This window comes from Salipiger bermudensis, assembly GCF_020171625.1.
Taxonomy (GTDB): Bacteria; Pseudomonadota; Alphaproteobacteria; order Rhodobacterales; family Rhodobacteraceae; genus Salipiger; species Salipiger bermudensis_B.
Map to the genome: position 1 here is coordinate 433593 of NZ_JAIUZY010000004.1, position 18081 is coordinate 451673.

Here is an 18081-nt window from a genome sequence, read left to right on the forward strand (position 1 = left end):
CGTGACGCCCCACCGAAGCAAACTGTCATAAAACGTTGATGTCTCAGCGGCACTGCGAGGGCATTGGCACTGCGTTGATCACGTTCAAGGGCACGAAATCGCGAGGTCACGTGAGGCGTTGCGTGATTTGTAACTCCCCCGGTGAAGGCCGATATCCCTCTCATCCGAAGCACGGATCAAACGATCCAACGCTAAGATGTGCACCAGAGAACAAAAGGAACATGACATGAAACGCTTCATCACCCTCACCGCCGCCGCCACCACCACCGTTGCCGCCCTGTCCGGCGCCGCATCGGCCCAGGCGTACAACACCGGCGACAACGCCCGCGCCGCGCTGCAGCACATTGCGCCCAACGCCAATGTCGAAGCGCTGACCAACACGCAGGCCGTCGCCGTGTACCAGCTGGTGCAGGACGAAACCAGCGCCGCCAACAAGAAAGCCACCGTCGAAGCCGCGGTCGCCAACTACCAGTAAGCGGACCCGTCCGGGCGCGCCGCACCGCGCGGCGCCCCGGCACAGGCCAAGACATGAAAAAGGGGCGCCCCGAGGGGCGCCCCTTTAATCGTTCCGGGAGGTCGCGCCGCAGGGCGGCACGACCGGTCCGGGGATCACTCGATGATCTTGGAGACGACGCCGGAGCCGACGGTACGGCCGCCTTCGCGGATGGCGAAGCGGAGGCCGTCTTCCATGGCGATCGGGGCGATCAGCTCAACCGCGAACTTCAGGTTGTCGCCGGGCATGACCATCTCGGTGCCCTCGGGGAGGGTCACGGTGCCGGTCACGTCGGTGGTCCGGAAGTAGAACTGCGGACGGTAGTTCGCGAAGAACGGCGTGTGACGGCCGCCTTCTTCCTTGGTCAGGATGTAGACCTCGGCTTCGAACTTGGTGTGCGGCTTCACGGAACCCGGCTTGCAGAGAACCTGGCCACGCTCGACGCCTTCACGGTCGATGCCGCGCAGCAGGGCGCCGATGTTATCGCCGGCTTCACCGCGGTCGAGCAGCTTGCGGAACATCTCGACACCGGTGCAGGTGGTCTTCTTGGTGTCGCGAATGCCGACGATTTCCAGTTCGTCGCCGACGTTCACAACGCCACGCTCGACACGGCCGGTCACAACCGTGCCGCGGCCCGAGATCGAGAACACGTCTTCGATCGGCATCAGGAACGGCTGGTCGACAGCGCGCTCGGGCTGCGGGATGTACTCGTCCACGGCAGCCATCAGTTCCTTGATCTTCTCTTCGCCGATTTCCGGATCACGGCCTTCCATCGCCGCAAGCGCGGAGCCCGCGATGATCGGAATGTCGTCGCCCGGAAAGTCGTACTCGGAGAGCAGCTCGCGGACTTCCATCTCGACGAGCTCGAGGAGCTCCTCGTCGTCCACCTGGTCGACCTTGTTCAGGAACACGACCATGGCGGGGATGCCCACCTGGCGGCCCAGGAGGATGTGCTCGCGGGTCTGCGGCATCGGGCCGTCAGCTGCGTTCACAACCAGGATCGCGCCGTCCATCTGGGCGGCACCGGTGATCATGTTCTTCACGTAGTCGGCGTGGCCGGGGCAGTCGACGTGCGCGTAGTGGCGCGCCTCGGTCTCGTACTCCACGTGCGCGGTCGAGATCGTGATGCCGCGGGCTTTTTCTTCCGGTGCGCCGTCGATCTGATCGTAGGCACGGAAGTCACCGAAGTACTTGGTGATCGCCGCCGTCAGCGTCGTCTTACCGTGGTCAACGTGACCGATCGTGCCGATGTTGCAGTGCGGTTTGCCGCGCTCAAACTTTTCCTTTGCCATCTTTCTAAGACGCCTCGCCTTTTCCAGGGGCCCCAAATGACCCGGTTTCGCATCGCGGGCCGTTTATTGACTTGCAGAAGGAAAATCAAGCCGTTCATGCACGGACTGGCAGGCCCCCGCCCGCACGCGCCTTGCGGGACACGGCCAGAGGCGCGGTGCGCACAAGCCATCGTGATCGCGTACCCCGAGAAACCCCGCGATGAGGCCCCTCTGCGCCCTGCTCGTCAGGTCCTCAGGATGCAGCCTTGCGCGGTGCAGCAGCAGCCGTGCCGGGCTTTTCCCCTGCCGGTGGCTTGGGCGCGTCGGCGGCCTCGGGAGCGGCCTGCGGAGTGGCGTCCGGGCCGCCGAACCAGCCCTCCTCCGCCTGCATCCGCCGCATCCACTTCTCGATCTGCAGCGCCGCATTGGCCGAGAGGTTGCGCATCTGCTGCGCCTTGGTCTGCGTCACGCCCGAGCCCACCACGGTCTCGGCGGTGAAGCTCTCGAGCACGGTGAACTGCTCGGGCTCGGCGTTGAGCTTGGTCTGGGTGGCGTCGTCCCACACGGTGACCCGCAGGATCAGCGCCGATTTCGGGCTGAACACCAGCGGCACGCCAGGCTGGGCCAGAACGAAGCCCTCGACGCTGATGCCCATGTGGTAGAACTTGTCGCCCTCATAGCGGCGGAAACGCTCTTCGACGGCGGCGTCGACCGAGGCGATCCACTCTTCTTCCGTGGCATTGCGTGACACCGGCCCCTCGACGAGGTTCGGGGCCACCACCGCCGCGTGACCAAGCTTGAAATCCCCGACCGGCACCAGCGGCTTCTTGAGCTGGGACTGGCCATTGGCACAGGCGGCAAGGCCGAGAACAAGGCCGAGGGCGGGGATCAGGCGAAACATCAACAAGGCTCCGGTCGTCGCGTCAGGTCGGTCCGGCTTAGCGCAGCGGGGCCGCGCGCGCAATCGCGTGCCCGTGAGGCCCCGCCGATGCAACGCGGTCACGGCGGCGTCATCGCGGTCACGGCGCGGCTTGCCATCCCCCGCCGCTTTGCAGACACTCTGCCCCGACCGAAAGCAACGATCCGGCCCGACATTGCCCCTCCCCAGACGACTGACCGCCTTCCTCTTCCTGAGCCTCGCGCTCTTTCTTGCCGCCTGTGCGACACCGCGCCCTGAGGACCTGCCACGCCCGACCCAGAGCGAGATCGCTGCCCTTGCCGACGAAATCCACGCGCTGGGGCCAAACATCGACGCCGCCGAGGCGGCGCGGGCGGCGGCCATCGCCTATGAATATCCCCTGCGGCTCGCGGTGGAGTATCAGGTCGAGGATCCGCCGATCATCCACAACATCAAGGTCAATCAGGGCCTCAAGCCCCGCGGCCTGTGCTACCAGTGGGCCGACGACCTGCAGGCGCGGCTGGCGCAGGAAGGCTTCGAGACGCTCGAGCTGCAGCGCGCCATCGCCAACTCGCAAAGCGCCATCCGCATCGAGCACAGCACCGTCGTGATCACCGCGCCGGGCGACAGCATGTATGACGGCGTCGTGCTCGATCCGTGGCGCAATGGCGGCCGGCTCTACTGGGGCAAGGTCACCGAGGACGACGCCTATCCGTGGTTGCCGCGGCAGGAGGTCTTCGCCAGCAAGCGCGCGCGACTGGCCGCGCGGTAAGCGCGCGGCCGATTGGTCTCAGCGCAGCACGTGAACCGCGCACTTGGCGTGGCGCACCACCTGCGTCGCGGTCGAGCCGACGAGCATGTCGCCCATGCCCGGGCGGTGCGATGCGATGACGATCAGGTCCGACCCGGTCTCCTCGGCGTAATCGAGGATGGTGCGGCCGGAATGCCCCTCGACCACGACCCCCGAGGCATGGCCCAGCTTGGCGGCCATCGCGTCGAGCTCGGACTGCACCGCGGCGCGCGACTGCGCGAGGTAATCGGGCGGCATGTAGCTGATCGCGTAGCCCGGAACATGCTCCATGACGTGCAGCAGGGTGATTGTGGTCTCCGTCCCTGCGAGCTGTCGGGCGACGGCGATCGCCGCCTCTGCCTTGGCGTCACTGTCGAAGGCGATGGGGACGAGAATATTGCGATACATGCGCGGCCTCCTTCAAAGGTTGTGCCGCAAGCTTGCCCTGTCCGAACGGGCTATGCCTTGATCCATATCACCCGCCCCGGGCCGGGTTCCGATCACAATTCGGTCGCAATCGGACCGTAGCGTCTGTCCCGCAGGCCGCAGAACGCGCCACATCGACCGAGCCGCCGCGCCAGATCCGCCAAACACCGGATCCCGCGTCGCAGCCCGCGATGCCCCGCAGCGCAGCCGCCTTGTCCCGCCGCGCCGACCCATCCCGAACGTCGATTTCGAACGAGCCCGAGCGAGGAGAGTCCCACATGCGCTACCTGATTGGTGAAACGAACTGGAAAATGGTCACCCTGTCCAAGGCCGTGGCCGACAGCGGGGTGCTGCGGACACGCTGCGAGGATGGCGAAGAGCTCGCCGATTTCCATGGCATGGGGCAGCACGACCTGCTGGTGATCGATTCCGCCCAGCTTGGCCGCGCCGTCAGTCTTGCCGACCTGCGCGCCCAGAGGCCCGGCATCCCGATCTGCGTGGTCGCGTCGGCCCCGGCCCCCGAGCGCATCGCGCAGTGGCTGATGGTCGGCGCCGACACGGTGATCGAGGACACCGCCCCCCTGCCCGAGGCACTGGCGCAGCTCTCCGCCGTCGCGCGTCGCGCCCATGGCGTTGCCCAGCCGGTGATCGAGCGCGGGCCGCTGCTGCTCGATCTCGAGCAGCGGCGCGCGCATCTCGGCGAGGTCACCCTGTCGCTCTCGCCCAAGCTCTACGAGATCCTCGAGTTCCTCGTGCTGCGCTCCGGGCGGCTGGCGGCACGCGAGGCGCTGCTGAGCCATGTCTACGGCTTCGAGGACGAGCCGGCGCCGCGGGTGTTCGATGTCTACATGTGCAACCTGCGCGCCCATCTGCAAAGCGTCGGCCATGCGCTGAAGATCGAGACGGTGCGCGGCTCTGGATACCGGCTCGAAGTGACCGAGCGCCGCAGGGGCGCCCGCCCGCTGGCGGCCTGCTCACGGGCCGCCTGACCGGGAACTCGACGTGGCTCAGTCGTAGGTCGCCGCCACATCATAAAGCACCGGCTCGAAGCTTCGGCACAGCTCGTTGAAGCGCCGGTTGTGCGCCCGCATCTCGTCGCTGCGCAGCATGGCCAGAAAGTCCTCTCGTCTTTCCCACTGCGAGTAATTGGCAATGCGGGTCTGCGCGTCATTGACGTGCAGGCCCGCCGCAATGAAGCCGGGTTGTTTCGAGATGAAGCCCGCATAGGCCTCCTGCAGCGCATCGAGCAGGTCCTGACAGGTGCCGGGCGAGGTCTCAAACGTGGTGATGACGGTCTGGCAGGGGCTGGGACTGGTGATGTTCGGCCCAGTCTCATTCGGCCCGGTCGTGTTTTGCATGGCTCTCCTCCGTTCCTGCCCCACCTTGGCACGGAAGCCTCCGCCCGCCAAAACTTTCCGCCACGCCGCCCCCCTGCACAGGAAGGGCGTGTCCGACCGATGCGCAACAGGCGCGCGAAACCGCGCGGGCGCGGCGAAAAATGGCGCGCAATCCGCGCATCGCTTTGCTAGGTTGCGGGCAAACAACACAGAGGCGGGCATGAGCACACAGTCCCAGACCATCGACGAGTCGCTGCGCGAGGAACTCATCTCGCGCCCCGACATGATCCTCGACGATCGCGACCTGATGCAGGCGCTGATCGCCGCCAACGAGCGCGCGATGGGCGGCAACATCGTCGACCTGCGCGGCATCGCGATGGACCGTCTCGAGGCCCGGCTGGACCGGCTCGAGGACACCCATCGCAGCGTCATCGCGGCGGCCTATGAGAACCTCGCCGGCACCAACCAGATTCACCGCGCCATCCTGCGGATGCTCGATCCGCTCGAGTTCGAGCCGTTCCTGCGCGATCTCGGCGGCGAGGTGGCCGACATCCTGCGCGTCGACGGCGTCAAGCTGGTGCTCGAGTCGGTGCAGAACGACAGCGACCCGGCGATCCGCCGGCTGGGAGACGTGCTCTCGGTGGCCGAACCCGGCTTCATCGACACCTTCCTCGCCGATGGCCGCAACCACGCGCCGAAGCGGCAGGTCACCCTGCGCCAGATGAGCGAGGGCGACCCGGCGATCTATGGCGAGAGCGCCTCGTGGATGCGCTCGGAGGCCTGCCTGCGGCTCGATCTGGGCGCCGGACGCCTGCCCGGCCTGCTGGTCATGGGCTCCGAGGATCCGCAACTCTTCACCCCGCAGCAGGGCACCGACCTGCTGGCCTTCTTCGCCGGGGTGTTCGAACGCGCCATGCGGCGCTATCTGGCGTGACACTCGAGATCTCTCCCGCGGCGCGCGATGCGCTCGAAGGCTGGCTGACGGCGGCGCGCGCGCTCCGGGGGAACTCCGAGAACACCATCACCGCCTACCGCGCCGACGTGCTCGAGTTCATCGTCTTCCTGACGGCGCATCACGCCGAGCCGCAGGGGCTGGCGCCGCTGGCCCGCGTCACCACGCCCGACATGCGTGCCTTTCTCGCCCACCTGCGCGGTCAGGGTGTGGGCTCGCGCAGCATGGCGCGCAAGCTCTCGGCGGTGAAGAGCTTCTACCGCTGGCTGGCCGAGCGTGAGGGCTTCGAGCCAACCGCGGTGATGATGGCGCGCGCCCCCAAGTTCCAGAAGAAGCTGCCCCGCCCGCTGGCCGAGGACGCCGCCAAGGCGATGATCGACACCGTCGAGATGCAGGCCGCCGACAGCTGGATCGGCGCCCGCGACGCGGCGGTGGTGACGCTTCTCTATGGCTGCGGGCTGCGGATCTCCGAGGCGCTGGGGCTTCGAGGGCTCGACCTGCCGCTGGGCGAGAGCCTGCGCATCGTCGGCAAGGGCGGCAAGGAGCGCATCGTGCCGGTGCTGCCGGTGGCGCGCCGCGCCCTCGACACCTATCTCCGGCTCTGCCCCTATGATCCCGAACCCGACGCGCCGGTGTTCCGCGGCAAGCGCGGCGGCGCGCTGAACCCGCGGCTGATCCAGAAGGTGACCGAGGCGGCCCGGCTGCAGCTTGGCCTGCCGGCCACCGCCACGCCGCACGCCATGCGCCACAGCTTCGCCACCCACCTGCTCGCCGCCGGCGGCGACCTGCGCGCGATCCAGGAGCTGCTCGGCCACGCCTCGCTGTCGACCACGCAGGCCTATACGTCGGTCGACGAGGTGCACCTGATGAAGGTCTACGCCGCGACCCACCCCAAGGCCGGCTGACCGCCGCCCGACCGCATCCTCGCCCAGCACATCTTTGCGAAAAGATTTGCTCCTATACCCGGCGCTGCCTAGGTTTCGCGACGAAACACTCCCCGAGTGCCGCTCGGGGACCATCAAGGAGCAGAGCCATGAAGCTGCTGAAAGCCGGCCCGTCCCCCTTTGTCCGCAAGGTGCTCGTCACCCTGCACGAAACCGACCAGTACGACGCGGTCGAGCAGGTACAGGTCACCGCCTCGCCGCTGTCCCCCGATGCCAACCTGATTGCCGCCAACCCGGTGGGCAAGATCCCGGCGCTGATCCGCGATGACGGCCCGACCCTCTATGACAGCCGGGTCATCTGCCGCTTTCTCGATCATCGCGCGCAGGCCGGGCTGTATCCCGAAATCCGCCAGTTCGACACGCTGACGCTCGAGGCCACCGCCGACGGCATCATGGATGCCGCCGTGCTCATCGTCTACGAAGAGCGCTTCCGCCCGACCGACAAGGTCTCGATGGAGTGGATCGAGGGGCAATGGGCCAAGGTCTCGCGCGCGCTCGACGCGGTCAGCACGCGCTGGATGAGCCACCTGCACGGGCGCCTCGACATCGGGCATATCGGCATGGCCTGCGCGCTGAGCTATCTCGATTTCCGCCATGATGCGCGCAAGTGGCGCACCGGCCGCGACGCGCTGGCGGAATGGTATGCGGGCTTTGCCGCACGGCCCTCGATGGTCGCCACGGAACCGGAAACGTGATGCTGCGCGGGCTTGCAACGGGCGGCGATGCTCCGTAAGCCACGGCAGTTTCCAAGACACGCGGGAGGATCCCAGCCATGCGGATGCGCGACACCTTCATCAAGCCCATGCACCCCGAGGGGCGCAAGTTCGTCGCGATCTTTGCCGCGATCACCCTGATCCTGTTCCTGATCTGGGAGCCGCTTGGCTGGATCGGCGTCGGTCTCACGGTCTGGTGCTACTACTTCTTCCGCGACCCCGACCGCATCACCCCCGTCCGCCCCGGCCTCGTCATCAGCCCCGCCGATGGCGTGGTCTCGCTGATCGAGCCGGCGGTGCCGCCAGCCGAGCTTGGCATGGGGCCCGAGCCGCTGACCCGCGTCTCGGTCTTCATGTCGGTGTTCAACTGCCACGTGAACCGCGCGCCGGTCGCCGGTGAGCTGATCAAGCTCGCCTACCGCCCCGGCAAGTTCCTCAACGCCTCGCTCGACAAGGCCTCCGAGGACAACGAGCGCAACGCCCTGCGCCTGCGCATGGAAGACGGGCGCGAGATCGCGGTGGTGCAGATCGCCGGCCTCGTGGCGCGGCGCATCATGTGGTGGAAGAAGGAAGGCGACTGGATCGACCGTGGCGAGCGCTTCGGCCTGATCCGCTTTGGCTCGCGGCTCGATGTCTACCTGCCCGAGGGCGTCGCCCCGCAGGTCCGCATCGGACAGACCATGGTGGCCGGCGAGACGGTGATCGCCGACCTGACCAGCGGGGCCGGCGATGAGCACTGATCCCGAAACGCCGTCCGATCCCCACGCCGAAGCCGAGGCCCCCGACGGCCTTCCCAAGGAGCCCGGCACCGAGAAGCTGACGATCATCCAGCTTCTGCCCAACATGCTGACCGTTGTGGCGATCTGCGCCGGCCTGACGGCGATCAAGCTCGGGCTTCAGGGTTCCTACACCTTCGCGGTGCAACTGATCCTGCTGGCCGCAGTGCTCGACGGCATGGACGGGCGCCTCGCCCGCGCCCTCAAGTCCGAGAGCGTCATGGGGGCCGAGCTCGACAGCCTCGCGGATTTCCTGAATTTCGGCGTGGCGCCGGTGCTGCTGCTCTACACCTGGGCGCTCGAGGACAGCCGCGGCTTCGGCTGGCTCGCGGTGTTGGTCTTCGCGATCTGCGCGGTGGTGCGGCTGGCGCGGTTCAACGTGCAGCGCAAGTCCGAGGACAAGAGCCACGACAACGCCTATTTCACCGGCGTCCCCTCCCCTGCGGGGGCGCTTCTGGTGATGCTGCCGATGTTCCTCAGCTTCGCGCTTGGCTCCGGCCCGTTCCTGCCCGACTTCGTGCTGGCGCTGTGGATGGTGGCCATGGGCCTGCTGATGATCAGCCGCATCCCGACATGGTCGTTCAAGACCACCCGGATTCCGCGCAAGAACGCCAAGTTCGTCCTCGTGGCCGTCGCCTTCGCGCTGGCCGCCGCGGTGAGCTATGCGTGGATCACGCTGGTGCTGTTCTGCATCGGCTATATCGGCGCGGTGATCGTGATGCTGCCGCGCAAGCCCCGCATCGGCGCGGGCGACTGACAGCCCCTCGTGGGCAAATGACGGGAAGGACAGGCGATGGCCGATCAGGAAGAAGAATGGGTCTATGACGAGGCCAGCGGCGAATGGCGCCCGGCCTCGGAGATCACGGCGGCCAACACGGTCGAGGTCCGCGATGCCGCGGGCAACCTGCTGGCAGACGGCGATTCCGTGGTGCTGGTGAAGGATCTGAAGGTGAAGGGCGCGGGCCAGACGCTGAAGCAGGGCGCGGTCATCCGCTCCATCCGCCTCACCGACAATCCCGACGAGATCGACTGCCGCCACGACACCATCAAGGGCCTCGTCCTGCGCACCGAGTTCGTTCGCAAGCGCTGAGGGCCCCACGGCGCGGCTCGGACCAGCCCCAGTAACGAAAAAAGCGCCCCGAGGGGCGCTTTTGCGTTTCCGGCTGAGGGCCGGATCAGAAGGTCAGCGCCAGACCCACGTTGATCGCGTTGGTCTTGATGTCGGTCTCGAGCGTGCCGCCACCGTCGAGATCGGCCTCGTTGCTCGAATAGGTGAACTGGTATTCGCCGAAGATCGAAACGCGCTCGCTGATCGGGTAGCTGACGCCCGCCAGAAGCCGCACGGCGGGGCCGGTCAGTTGGTAACCGAACGTCTTGTCGCCTCCGGTGGTCTCGACATCCACATGCGGGAAGGCGATGCCGAGGCCCGCGCCGGCATAGGGGGTCGCGGTGCCCCACTGCTCCGGCCAGCGCCGCATCGCGTTCACCGTAAGCAGGTTGTGCCCGTCGGTGAACTCGAAGCTGTCGAAGCCGATCGCCTCGCGCTCGTCGTCGGGGGCGTAGACCTTGGCATGGGTGAATTCGAGCGCGACGCCAAAGGTCTCGGAGCGCCACCAGGTGCCGCGCAGACCGTAATAGGGCGGCATCTCGAAGCTTTTCCCGTCCCAGCCGATCAGGGCATCGTAGTCGCCGCCGCCGGGATAGTCGCCCGAGACGCGGCTGTGCGGCGCGGTCTGCCAGCCCGAATAGATCGACAATTCGTAATCCTGCGCGGCGGCTTGCGACGCCGCGACCGCGGCGACGGAAAGTGTCGCTGTAAGAATCAGTGCTTTCATGGATGTGCTCCGCGCGCTTTGCATGGCCTCGGCGTGACATAGTCCCGCAGCCGGAGCGTTTCAATTGCGACAGATGCGCACTTTGGCACAATGTCCGTTCATGATTGCTTTACGGACACATGACAGATCGCTAAACACGCGAGCGGAAAAGCCGTATCGGGACGCGGCTATCTAGCTATTATGGCCAGCAAAAGGCCGTGAGGAATGGAGATTACCCCGTGACACAAGCAGAAGATCACGAAGGCACTCGGAGGGACTTCCTCTACTATGCCACCGCCGGTGCGGGCGCCGTCACTGCCGGCGCCGCCGTCTGGCCGCTGGTCAATCAGATGAACCCCTCCGCCGACGTCCGCGCGCTCAGCTCGATCCGCGTCGATGTCTCCGGCGTCGAAACGGGCACCCAGCTGACCGTCCAGTATCTCGGCAAGCCGGTGTTCATCCGCCGCCGCACCGAGGCCGAGATCGAAGCCGCACGCGGCGTCGAGATGAGCGAACTGGTCGATCCGGTGGCACGCAACCCCAACATCCCCGCAGGCTCCGACGCAACCGACGCGAACCGCGCGCTCGACGAGACCGGCGAGTGGCTGGTGATGATGGGTGTCTGCACCCACCTCGGCTGCGTGCCGCTCGGCAATGCCGGGGAATACACCGCCGGCGGCGTCGGCGGCTGGTTCTGCCCCTGCCACGGCTCGCACTACGACACCGCCGGACGCATCCGCAAAGGCCCCGCCCCGCAGAACCTCCCGGTTCCCACGGCGGAATTCGTCGAAGAAACCACAATTCTGCTGGGATAAGGGAGGCACATAGATGTCGGGTATTCCGCACGACCATTACGAACCGAAGACCGGGCCCGAGCGCTGGGTGCACAAGCGCCTGCCGATCGTCGGACTTCTTTACGACACCATCATGATCCCCACGCCCAAGAACCTGAACTGGATGTGGATCTGGGGCATCGTCCTCACCTTCTGCCTGGCGCTGCAGATCATCACCGGCATCGTGCTGGTCATGCACTACACGCCGCATGTCGACATGGCCTTCGCCTCGATCGAGCACATCATGCGCGACGTGAACGGCGGCTTCATGATCCGCTACCTGCACATGAACGGCGCCTCGCTGTTCTTCGTCGCGGTCTACATGCACATCTTCCGCGGCCTCTACTACGGCTCCTACAAGAGCCCGCGCGAGGTCACCTGGATCATCGGGATGCTCATCTATCTGTGCATGATGGGCACGGCGTTCATGGGCTACGTGCTGCCCTGGGGCCAGATGTCGTTCTGGGGCGCCACGGTGATCACCGGCCTGTTCGGCGCGATCCCGTTCATCGGCGAGCCGATCCAGACCTGGCTTCTGGGCGGACCGGCGGTCGACAACGCCACGCTGAACCGCTTCTTCTCGCTGCACTACCTGCTGCCCTTCGTCATCGCGGCGCTGGTGGCGGTGCACATCTGGGCCTTCCACACCACCGGCAACAACAACCCCACCGGTGTTGAAGTCCGTCGCGCCTCCAAGGCCGAGGCCGAGAAGGACACGGTTCCGTTCTGGCCCTACTACGTCATCAAGGACCTGTTCGCGCTGGTGCTGATCCTCGCGGTGTTCTGGGCCATCGTCGGCTTCATGCCGAACTACCTCGGCCACCCCGACAACTACATCGAGGCCAACCCGCTCTCGACCCCCGCGCACATCGTGCCGGAATGGTACTTCCTGCCGTTCTACGCCATCCTGCGTGCCTTCACCTCGGAAGTCTGGGTGGTGCAGATCGCATCCTTCCTGACCGGTGGTATCGTCGACGCCAAGTTCTTCGGCGTGCTGGCGATGTTCGGTGCCATCATCGCCATGGCGCTGGCGCCCTGGCTCGACACCTCCTCGGTGCGCTCGGGCAAGTACCGCCCGCAGTTCAAGTGGTGGTTCTGGCTGCTGGTGATCGACTTCATCGCGCTGATGTGGCTCGGGGCCATGCCCGCGGAAGAGCCCTATGCCAGCTTCTCGCTGATCGGCTCGGCCTACTGGTTCGGCTATTTCTTCGTGATCCTGCCGCTGCTCGGCGTGTTCGAGAAGCCGCTGCCGCGCCCCGCGACCATCGAGGAAGATTTCGAGGCCCATTACGGCAAGACCTCGGAAACCGGCTCCTCCGCCACGACCCCGGCCGAGTGAGACAGAAAGGACAGATGACCATGTTCAAGAACCTTGCCCTTTCGACCGCGATGGCCCTTGGCCTGGCCACCGGCGGCGCCTATGCCGCCGGCGATATGGGCCATGTCGAGGATTACAGCTTCTCCTTCGAAGGCCCGTTCGGTGCCTTCGATCAGGACCAGCTACAGCGCGGCCTGCAGGTCTATACCGAGGTCTGCTCGGCCTGCCACGGCCTGCGCTACGTGCCGCTGCGCACCCTCAGCGACGAAGGCGGCCCGCACTTCTCGGAAGACGAGGTGCGCGCCTACGCCGAGCAGAACATTGAGATCTACGACGAAGAGCTCGAGGATTTCCGCCCGGCCATCCCGACCGACCACTTCCCGGCCAATGACGGCGTCGGCGCCCCCGACCTGTCGCTGATGGCGAAGGCACGTGCGGGCTTCCACGGCCCCTACGGCACCGGCCTGAGCCAGCTGTTCAACGGCATGGGCGGCGCCGAGTACATCGCCTCGATCCTCACCGGCTACACCGGCGAAGAGAAGGTCGAAGCCGGCACCACCTTCTACGAGAACCACGCCTTCCCGGGCGGCTGGATCTCGATGGCCCCGCCGCTGATGGGCGAGGATGTCGAGTATGCCAACGACCACCCCAACGCGCTCGAGAACGAGGCCAAGGACGTGGCGGCCTTCCTGATGTGGACGGCAGAGCCCAAGATGATGGCGCGCAAGCAGGCCGGCTTTGCCGGCGTGATCTTCCTCGCCGTGCTCTCGGTGCTGCTCTACCTCACCAACAAGCGCATCTGGCGCCCGATCAAGCACAAGCACCACTGATCGCGGCTCCCGCACAAGACAAAGCCCCGCGCATCGCGCGGGGCTTTTTCGTTGGTTGAACCGGGACCCGGCGCGCCGCTCAGCGCCCGAGATACCGCCGCAGCGCCTCCGGCGGATCGTCGAACAGCCGCGCCGTGGCCACCGGCGCCGCGGCCACGCCGTCGGCCACCAGCACTACCTCGTCGGCGAAGCGCGTTGCGTCCTCGGGGTCGTGGCTGACCATCAGCACCAGCGCCCCCAGCTCCCCGGCGACGCTGCGCACCAGATCCAGCATCTCCTCCTTCAGCGCCGGCCCGAGCGCCGCGAATGGCTCGTCGAGCGCGATGATCGGCCGCGCCTGCAGCAGCACACGCGCCAGCGCCGCGCGGCTCTGCTGCCCGCCCGAGAGCGCCCCGGGCTTGCGCGCGGCGTACCCCTGCAGCCCGACGCGGTCGAGCGCCCGCTCGACCTCCTGACGCTCCCCCTCCCGCAGCCGCCCGCCATCGGGGCGCAGCGCGAGCCCCAGATTGCGCCAGAGCTCGAGATGCGGAAAGAGGTTGTTCTCCTGGAACAGCATCGCCACCGGGCGCCGGTCCGGCGGCGCCGCGGTGATCTCCTGGCCCTGCCAGAGCACCCGGCCCGCGTCGGGCCGGCGAAACCCGGCGATGAGGTCGAGCAGCGTCGACTTGCCCGCGCCAGACGGCCCGATCACCGCGACGCGCGCGCCGGGCGACAGGCTCAGATCCGCCGCGAGCGAAAACGCCCCGTCGCCGTAGCGTATCCCCTCAAGCGTCAGCATTGACCCGCCCTCCCCGGTCGAAGATCCAGAACGCCCCGAAGCTCAGCAGCAGCAGCAACAGCGCCGCGCCGGCCGCCGCGTGCATCTGGTAGGAGCCCATCAGCCGGTAGACCTGCAACGGCAGCGTCGCCCGGTCGGGATCGGCGAAGAGTGCAATGACACCGAGATCGCCCATCGACAACGCCGCGGTCAGCCCCGCCGCGAAGCCAAGCGGGCGGCGCAGGCGCGGCAGGAAGACCAGCCGCAGCCACGCCATCCGCGTCAGGCCCAGAGCCAGCGCCAGCCGGCCATAGTCGGCCCGCACCGCCTCGGCCTCGGGGCGCAGGATGCGCAGCGCGAAGGGCAGCGCCACCAGCGCGTTCACCACCATGGTCACCGGCAGCGCCAGCGCGAACGGGTTCACCACCGGGCGCACGATCAGGAACAGCCCCGTGCCCAGCACCAGCGGCGACAGCGCGATGCCGGCAAGGCCCACCAGCTCGCCGCGTCGTGTCGCCAGCGGCAGCGCCCAGGCGATGCAGAGCGCCGTCGAGATCAGCGCGACGGTCACGGAATTGAGCGCCGCCTCCCATGTGCCCGGCCCCATCGCGGCAAGGCCCGGCAGCCCGCGCAGCGCCACCATGGCCAGCGGCGTGAGCAGGAAAACGGCCGCAAGCGCGATCCACAGCCCGTCGGCAAGCCGCGCCAGCCTGCCCTGCCCGTCCCAGCGCCGCGCGACCCGGTCGAGCCCGGCGCCAAAGCCGCTGCCCGCGCCCAGCCGCAGCGCCACCAGCCCCGCGGCCAACGCCAGCGCCAGTTGGATCACCGACAGGAGCGCCGCGCGCCCGAGGTCGAAATCGAACCGCACCGCCTGATAGATCGCCAGCTCGACCGTGGTGGCCCGCGGCCCGCCGCCGAGGGTCAGCGCCACGGCAAAGCTCGACAGGCAGATGACGAAGATCACCGCGAACGCCCCCGGCGCGATGCGCAGCAGCATCGGCGCCTCCAGCACCCGGAACATCGCCCAGGGCGAGAGCCCGAGCGAAGCCGCCAGCCGGAAGCGCTCGGCCGGAATCGCCAGCCAGCCCTGCAGCAGCAGGCGCACCGCCAGCGGCAGGTTGAAGAACACATGCGCGAGGATCACGCCGTGGATGCCATAGATCGTCATCTCCGGCAGGCCGAGCCACCGCAGCGCCGCGTTCGCCAACCCGTTCTGCCCGAACACCGCGATGAGGCCGAGCACCGCGACGATCACCGGCAGGATGAACGGCGCCCCCATCAGCGCCACCAACGCGCCACGACCGCGAAACCGCCGACGCGACAGCGCCCGAGCGACCGGCACCGCGAGCGCCACGCTGGCGCCCGCAGAGGCCAGCGCCTGCAGCAGCGTAAAGCGCAGCGCCTGCCAGTCGCCGGGGCCCAGATCGCCCCAGCCCCCGGCCCGCACCAGCACCGCCGCAACCGGCCCAAGCGTCAACGCCGCCACCGCCAGCCCTGCGAGCAGGGCGGCAGCCGAGCCTCGGCTCAGCGTGACAGCGCGCGACGCCATGCCTCGACCGCTTCGTCACGCAGCGCCGCCGCCTCCTCCTCGGAGTAGAACAGCACCGTTTCGGGCAGCGCGAGTTCCTGGAACCCCTCGGGCCATTGCGCGCGCGGCAGCGCCGCCGGGAAGGACCAGTTGCCCGTGGCGATCATCTCCTGAAAAGGTTCACTCAGCGTAAACGCGAGGAATTGATCCGCCAGTTCCGGCTGATCGGTGCTTGCCACCTTGGCGGCCAGCTCGACCATGAAATAGTGCCCTTCGGGGAAGATTGCCGCCTTCTTGGTCCGGTCGTCCTCGGCGATGATGTGATAGGCGGGGCTGGTCGTATAGCTCATCACCATGTCGGCCTCGCCATCGGTGAACAGGCCGTAGCTTTCGGACCATCCCTTTGTGACCGTGAGGATTTTCGGCGCCAGCTTTTCCCACGCGGCCTCGGCCTCGTCGCCATAGACCGACTGCACCCAGAGCACCGTCGCCAGCCCCGAAATCGAGCTGCGCGGGTCCTGGATCACGATCTTCAGATCGTCCGGCGCCTCGAGCAGCGCGTCGAAGCTCGCGGGCGGCTCGGCCAGTCGCTCGGTGTTGTAGACGAAAGCCGTGTGGCCGTAATTGTAGGGCAGGAAGATGTCGTCGTTCCACTCGATCGGCAGCGTCAGCGGTGACAGGTCGACATTGTGCGGCGCAAACAGCCCGCTCTCGCGCGCCTGTTTGGTCACGTCGGTGTTCAACCCGAAAACCACGTCGGCCTCGGTACGCTCGCCCTCGAGCAGGATGCGCGGCAGCAGGTCGCCTGGCTTGAACTGCAGGTCGCAGCCGCACTCGGCCTCGAACATCTCCTCGATCTTCGGGCCGGGGCCCCATTCCGAGACGACGTAATCGCCCGCGTAGACGGTGAGAACGGGGGTCTCTGCCAGCGCGGCGCTGGCGGTCAGAAGTCCCGCTGCAAAAGTGGTGGTGGCCTTCATGGCGTCCTCCAGACTTGCGGCGAGAGGGCAAGACTGGGCAGGATGCCGTCACCTTCCCTCCGCCGGTATCAACCGGTTCAGGTTCAACGGGTTCGCGTCATGCATCTCAGCCCGTGCGGGCACCCCGAGGTATCGCAAGACGTAGTCCCGCGCGCCGGCCCTTGCAAGGTGAAATCCCTTGAGACGCTGCCGCCCCTGCCCTACAGGAAGCCGGGACAAAGGAGATCGCGCATGAGCATGAACACATTCGGCCACCTGTTCCGCGTCACCACATGGGGCGAGAGCCACGGGCCGGCGCTTGGCGCCACGGTCGACGGCTGTCCGCCGGGCGTGCCTGTGGACGAGGCGATGCTCCAGCACTGGCTCGACAAGCGCAAGCCGGGGCAGAACAAGTTCACCACCCAGCGGCGCGAGCCCGACGCGGTGCGCATCCTGTCGGGGGTGTTCGAGGGGCAGACCACCGGCACGCCGGTGCAGCTGATGATCGAGAACACCGACCAGCGGTCGAAGGATTACGGCGACATCGCAGAGAAGTTCCGCCCCGGTCACGCCGACATCACCTACTGGCAGAAATACGGCATCCGCGATTATCGCGGCGGCGGGCGGTCCTCCGCGCGCGAGACCGCGGCGCGGGTCGCGGCCGGTGGGCTGGCGCGCGCGGCGCTCGAAGCTCTGGCGCCGGGGATCGAGATCACCGGCTACATGGTGCAGGTCGGCCCGCACCAGATCGACCGCAGCAAGATCGATTTCGCGCAGATCCCGAAGAACCCGTTCTGGACCCCCGACGCGGAGGCGGCCGAGACCTGGGCCAGCTATCTCGACGATCTGCGCAAGTCCGGCGACAGCGTCGGTGCGGTGATCGAGGTGGTCGCGCGCGGCGTGCCCGCCGGCCTTGGCGCGCCGGTCTACGGAAAGCTCGACACCGATCTCGCGGCGGCCGCCATGTCGATCAACGCGGTGAAGGCGGTGGAGATCGGCGAGGGCATGGCGTCGGCGGCGCTGCGCGGCTCGGAGAATGCCGACGAGATCAGCATGGGTCCGGACGGCCCGGTCTACAGCTCGAACCACGCCGGCGGCATCCTCGGTGGGATCTCCACCGGGCAAGATATCGTCCTGCGGTTCGCGGTGAAGCCGACCTCATCAATCCTGACGCCGCGGCGCACCATCACCAAGTCCGGCGAAGAGGCCGAGATCATCACCAAGGGTCGTCACGATCCCTGCGTCGGCATCCGGGCGGTGCCCGTGGGGGAAGCGATGGTCGCCTGCGTGCTGCTCGATCACCTGCTGCTGCATCGTGGTCAGGTCGGCGAGAACCGCGGCAAGATCGGCTGACGACGCCCCTCCCCTTTTCCGGGATCGTTCGGAGGCAGGAGGCGGGCTGTCCGGGTGTTCCGGATGGCCCGTTTTGCGAAGCGCCTGTG

Annotated in this window: 21 protein-coding genes and 1 riboswitch; of the genes, 13 read left to right on the plus strand and 8 right to left on the minus strand. The window is 67.4% G+C overall.

Annotated features, from left to right (window positions below; genetic code table 11):
• Positions 1 to 226: 226 nt before the first annotated feature.
• Positions 227 to 475, plus strand: coding sequence for a hypothetical protein (locus LCM15_RS08690; protein ID WP_224855432.1), 249 nt, complete (start codon positions 227 to 229; stop codon positions 473 to 475).
• Between the two features lie 134 nt (positions 476 to 609).
• On the opposite strand, the gene tuf is transcribed toward LCM15_RS08690, so the two are convergent.
• Both tuf and LCM15_RS08700 read right to left on the minus strand, forming a co-directional pair.
• The gene (tuf, locus tag LCM15_RS08695) at positions 610 to 1785 is read right to left on the minus strand and encodes an elongation factor Tu (RefSeq protein ID WP_224855408.1); all 1176 of its coding nucleotides are present in this window, start codon (positions 1783 to 1785) and stop codon (positions 610 to 612) included.
• Positions 1786 to 2017: 232 nt separating this feature from the next.
• Positions 2018 to 2665: a hypothetical protein gene (locus LCM15_RS08700; protein ID WP_224855434.1), complete on the minus strand. Its 648-nt coding sequence runs from the start codon at positions 2663 to 2665 to the stop codon at positions 2018 to 2020.
• A gap of 193 nt (positions 2666 to 2858) precedes the next feature.
• On the opposite strand from LCM15_RS08700, the gene LCM15_RS08705 reads away from it, so the two are divergent.
• Positions 2859 to 3434: a hypothetical protein gene (locus LCM15_RS08705; RefSeq protein WP_224855436.1), complete on the plus strand. Its 576-nt coding sequence runs from the start codon at positions 2859 to 2861 to the stop codon at positions 3432 to 3434.
• A gap of 18 nt (positions 3435 to 3452) precedes the next feature.
• Here the strand turns inward: LCM15_RS08705 and LCM15_RS08710 are convergent, their stop codons facing one another.
• A complete protein-coding gene (locus LCM15_RS08710) occupies positions 3453 to 3860 on the minus strand; it encodes a universal stress protein (RefSeq protein WP_224855438.1) in 408 nt (135 codons plus the stop codon).
• A 296-nt stretch (positions 3861 to 4156) separates the two neighbouring features.
• Here LCM15_RS08710 and LCM15_RS08715 point away from each other — a divergent pair, with 296 nt between their 5' ends.
• Positions 4157 to 4867 carry a response regulator transcription factor gene (locus LCM15_RS08715; protein ID WP_224855440.1) on the plus strand — a complete coding sequence of 237 codons (711 nt, stop codon included), beginning with the start codon at positions 4157 to 4159 and terminating at the stop codon, positions 4865 to 4867.
• 18 nt (positions 4868 to 4885) lie between these two features.
• On the opposite strand, the gene LCM15_RS08720 is transcribed toward LCM15_RS08715, so the two are convergent.
• Positions 4886 to 5236: an antibiotic biosynthesis monooxygenase family protein gene (locus LCM15_RS08720; protein ID WP_224855442.1), complete on the minus strand. Its 351-nt coding sequence runs from the start codon at positions 5234 to 5236 to the stop codon at positions 4886 to 4888.
• Positions 5237 to 5435: 199 nt separating this feature from the next.
• Here LCM15_RS08720 and LCM15_RS08725 point away from each other — a divergent pair, with 199 nt between their 5' ends.
• From LCM15_RS08725 to LCM15_RS08750, 6 genes are all read left to right on the plus strand, one after another.
• Positions 5436 to 6149: a DUF484 family protein gene (locus LCM15_RS08725; protein WP_224855444.1), complete on the plus strand. Its 714-nt coding sequence runs from the start codon at positions 5436 to 5438 to the stop codon at positions 6147 to 6149.
• Positions 6146 to 7072: a tyrosine recombinase XerC gene (locus LCM15_RS08730; RefSeq protein WP_224855446.1), complete on the plus strand. Its 927-nt coding sequence runs from the start codon at positions 6146 to 6148 to the stop codon at positions 7070 to 7072. Before LCM15_RS08725 ends, LCM15_RS08730 begins: the two co-directional genes overlap by 4 nt.
• Before the next feature lie 128 nt (positions 7073 to 7200).
• Positions 7201 to 7806, plus strand: a complete 606-nt coding sequence (locus LCM15_RS08735) for a glutathione S-transferase (protein WP_224855448.1) — start codon at positions 7201 to 7203, stop codon at positions 7804 to 7806.
• 77 nt (positions 7807 to 7883) lie between these two features.
• On the plus strand, positions 7884 to 8564 hold the full coding sequence (locus LCM15_RS08740; protein WP_224855450.1) for a phosphatidylserine decarboxylase: 681 nt from the start codon (positions 7884 to 7886) through the stop codon (positions 8562 to 8564).
• A 103-nt stretch (positions 8565 to 8667) separates the two neighbouring features.
• The gene (gene pssA, locus LCM15_RS08745; protein ID WP_224855724.1) at positions 8668 to 9357 is read left to right on the plus strand and encodes a CDP-diacylglycerol--serine O-phosphatidyltransferase; all 690 of its coding nucleotides are present in this window, start codon (positions 8668 to 8670) and stop codon (positions 9355 to 9357) included.
• Positions 9358 to 9393: 36 nt separating this feature from the next.
• Positions 9394 to 9690: an alkylphosphonate utilization protein gene (locus LCM15_RS08750; RefSeq protein WP_224855452.1), complete on the plus strand. Its 297-nt coding sequence runs from the start codon at positions 9394 to 9396 to the stop codon at positions 9688 to 9690.
• Positions 9691 to 9775: 85 nt separating this feature from the next.
• On the opposite strand, the gene LCM15_RS08755 is transcribed toward LCM15_RS08750, so the two are convergent.
• Complete coding sequence (locus LCM15_RS08755; RefSeq protein ID WP_224855454.1) at positions 9776 to 10435, minus strand: outer membrane protein; 660 nt, start codon at positions 10433 to 10435, stop codon at positions 9776 to 9778.
• Between the two features lie 218 nt (positions 10436 to 10653).
• On the opposite strand from LCM15_RS08755, the gene petA reads away from it, so the two are divergent.
• Genes petA through LCM15_RS08770 form a run of 3 tightly spaced genes read left to right on the plus strand, consistent with a single transcriptional unit; the run spans position 10654 to position 13395 of the window.
• Complete coding sequence (gene petA / locus LCM15_RS08760; protein WP_224855456.1) at positions 10654 to 11229, plus strand: ubiquinol-cytochrome c reductase iron-sulfur subunit; 576 nt, start codon at positions 10654 to 10656, stop codon at positions 11227 to 11229.
• Positions 11230 to 11242: 13 nt separating this feature from the next.
• Positions 11243 to 12586 carry a cytochrome b gene (gene petB, locus LCM15_RS08765; protein ID WP_224855458.1) on the plus strand — a complete coding sequence of 448 codons (1344 nt, stop codon included), beginning with the start codon at positions 11243 to 11245 and terminating at the stop codon, positions 12584 to 12586.
• 20 nt (positions 12587 to 12606) lie between these two features.
• On the plus strand, positions 12607 to 13395 hold the full coding sequence (locus LCM15_RS08770; RefSeq protein ID WP_224855460.1) for a cytochrome c1: 789 nt from the start codon (positions 12607 to 12609) through the stop codon (positions 13393 to 13395).
• Positions 13396 to 13474: 79 nt separating this feature from the next.
• On the opposite strand, the gene LCM15_RS08775 is transcribed toward LCM15_RS08770, so the two are convergent.
• Genes LCM15_RS08775 through thiB form a run of 3 tightly spaced genes read right to left on the minus strand, consistent with a single transcriptional unit; the run spans position 13475 to position 16660 of the window.
• Complete coding sequence (locus LCM15_RS08775) at positions 13475 to 14173, minus strand: ATP-binding cassette domain-containing protein (RefSeq protein ID WP_224855462.1); 699 nt, start codon at positions 14171 to 14173, stop codon at positions 13475 to 13477.
• Complete coding sequence (locus LCM15_RS08780; protein WP_224855464.1) at positions 14160 to 15701, minus strand: thiamine/thiamine pyrophosphate ABC transporter permease ThiP; 1542 nt, start codon at positions 15699 to 15701, stop codon at positions 14160 to 14162. Before LCM15_RS08780 ends, LCM15_RS08775 begins: the two co-directional genes overlap by 14 nt.
• On the minus strand, positions 15677 to 16660 hold the full coding sequence (gene thiB, locus LCM15_RS08785) for a thiamine ABC transporter substrate binding subunit (protein ID WP_224855465.1): 984 nt from the start codon (positions 16658 to 16660) through the stop codon (positions 15677 to 15679). The genes LCM15_RS08780 and thiB overlap by 25 nt, the downstream gene beginning before the upstream one ends.
• 37 nt (positions 16661 to 16697) lie before the next feature.
• A riboswitch (TPP riboswitch) is annotated at positions 16698 to 16797 on the minus strand.
• Between the two features lie 94 nt (positions 16798 to 16891).
• On the opposite strand from thiB, the gene aroC reads away from it, so the two are divergent.
• The gene (gene aroC / locus LCM15_RS08790) at positions 16892 to 17992 is read left to right on the plus strand and encodes a chorismate synthase (RefSeq protein WP_224855468.1); all 1101 of its coding nucleotides are present in this window, start codon (positions 16892 to 16894) and stop codon (positions 17990 to 17992) included.
• The last annotated feature ends 89 nt before the right edge of the window (positions 17993 to 18081 follow it).

Coding starts and splice junctions, on each gene's coding strand:
- LCM15_RS08690 (WP_224855432.1), top strand. CDS start 227: ATGAAACGCTTCATCACCCTCACCGCCGCCGCCACCACCACCGTTGCC.
- tuf (WP_224855408.1), bottom strand. CDS start 1,785: ATGGCAAAGGAAAAGTTTGAGCGCGGCAAACCGCACTGCAACATCGGC.
- LCM15_RS08700 (WP_224855434.1), bottom strand. CDS start 2,665: ATGTTTCGCCTGATCCCCGCCCTCGGCCTTGTTCTCGGCCTTGCCGCC.
- LCM15_RS08710 (WP_224855438.1), bottom strand. CDS start 3,860: ATGTATCGCAATATTCTCGTCCCCATCGCCTTCGACAGTGACGCCAAG.
- LCM15_RS08715 (WP_224855440.1), top strand. CDS start 4,157: ATGCGCTACCTGATTGGTGAAACGAACTGGAAAATGGTCACCCTGTCC.
- LCM15_RS08720 (WP_224855442.1), bottom strand. CDS start 5,236: ATGCAAAACACGACCGGGCCGAATGAGACTGGGCCGAACATCACCAGT.
- LCM15_RS08725 (WP_224855444.1), top strand. CDS start 5,436: ATGAGCACACAGTCCCAGACCATCGACGAGTCGCTGCGCGAGGAACTC.
- LCM15_RS08735 (WP_224855448.1), top strand. CDS start 7,201: ATGAAGCTGCTGAAAGCCGGCCCGTCCCCCTTTGTCCGCAAGGTGCTC.
- LCM15_RS08740 (WP_224855450.1), top strand. CDS start 7,884: ATGCGGATGCGCGACACCTTCATCAAGCCCATGCACCCCGAGGGGCGC.
- pssA (WP_224855724.1), top strand. CDS start 8,668: ATGCTGACCGTTGTGGCGATCTGCGCCGGCCTGACGGCGATCAAGCTC.
- LCM15_RS08750 (WP_224855452.1), top strand. CDS start 9,394: ATGGCCGATCAGGAAGAAGAATGGGTCTATGACGAGGCCAGCGGCGAA.
- LCM15_RS08755 (WP_224855454.1), bottom strand. CDS start 10,435: ATGAAAGCACTGATTCTTACAGCGACACTTTCCGTCGCCGCGGTCGCG.
- petB (WP_224855458.1), top strand. CDS start 11,243: ATGTCGGGTATTCCGCACGACCATTACGAACCGAAGACCGGGCCCGAG.
- LCM15_RS08770 (WP_224855460.1), top strand. CDS start 12,607: ATGTTCAAGAACCTTGCCCTTTCGACCGCGATGGCCCTTGGCCTGGCC.
- LCM15_RS08775 (WP_224855462.1), bottom strand. CDS start 14,173: ATGCTGACGCTTGAGGGGATACGCTACGGCGACGGGGCGTTTTCGCTC.
- LCM15_RS08780 (WP_224855464.1), bottom strand. CDS start 15,701: ATGGCGTCGCGCGCTGTCACGCTGAGCCGAGGCTCGGCTGCCGCCCTG.
- thiB (WP_224855465.1), bottom strand. CDS start 16,660: ATGAAGGCCACCACCACTTTTGCAGCGGGACTTCTGACCGCCAGCGCC.
- aroC (WP_224855468.1), top strand. CDS start 16,892: ATGAGCATGAACACATTCGGCCACCTGTTCCGCGTCACCACATGGGGC.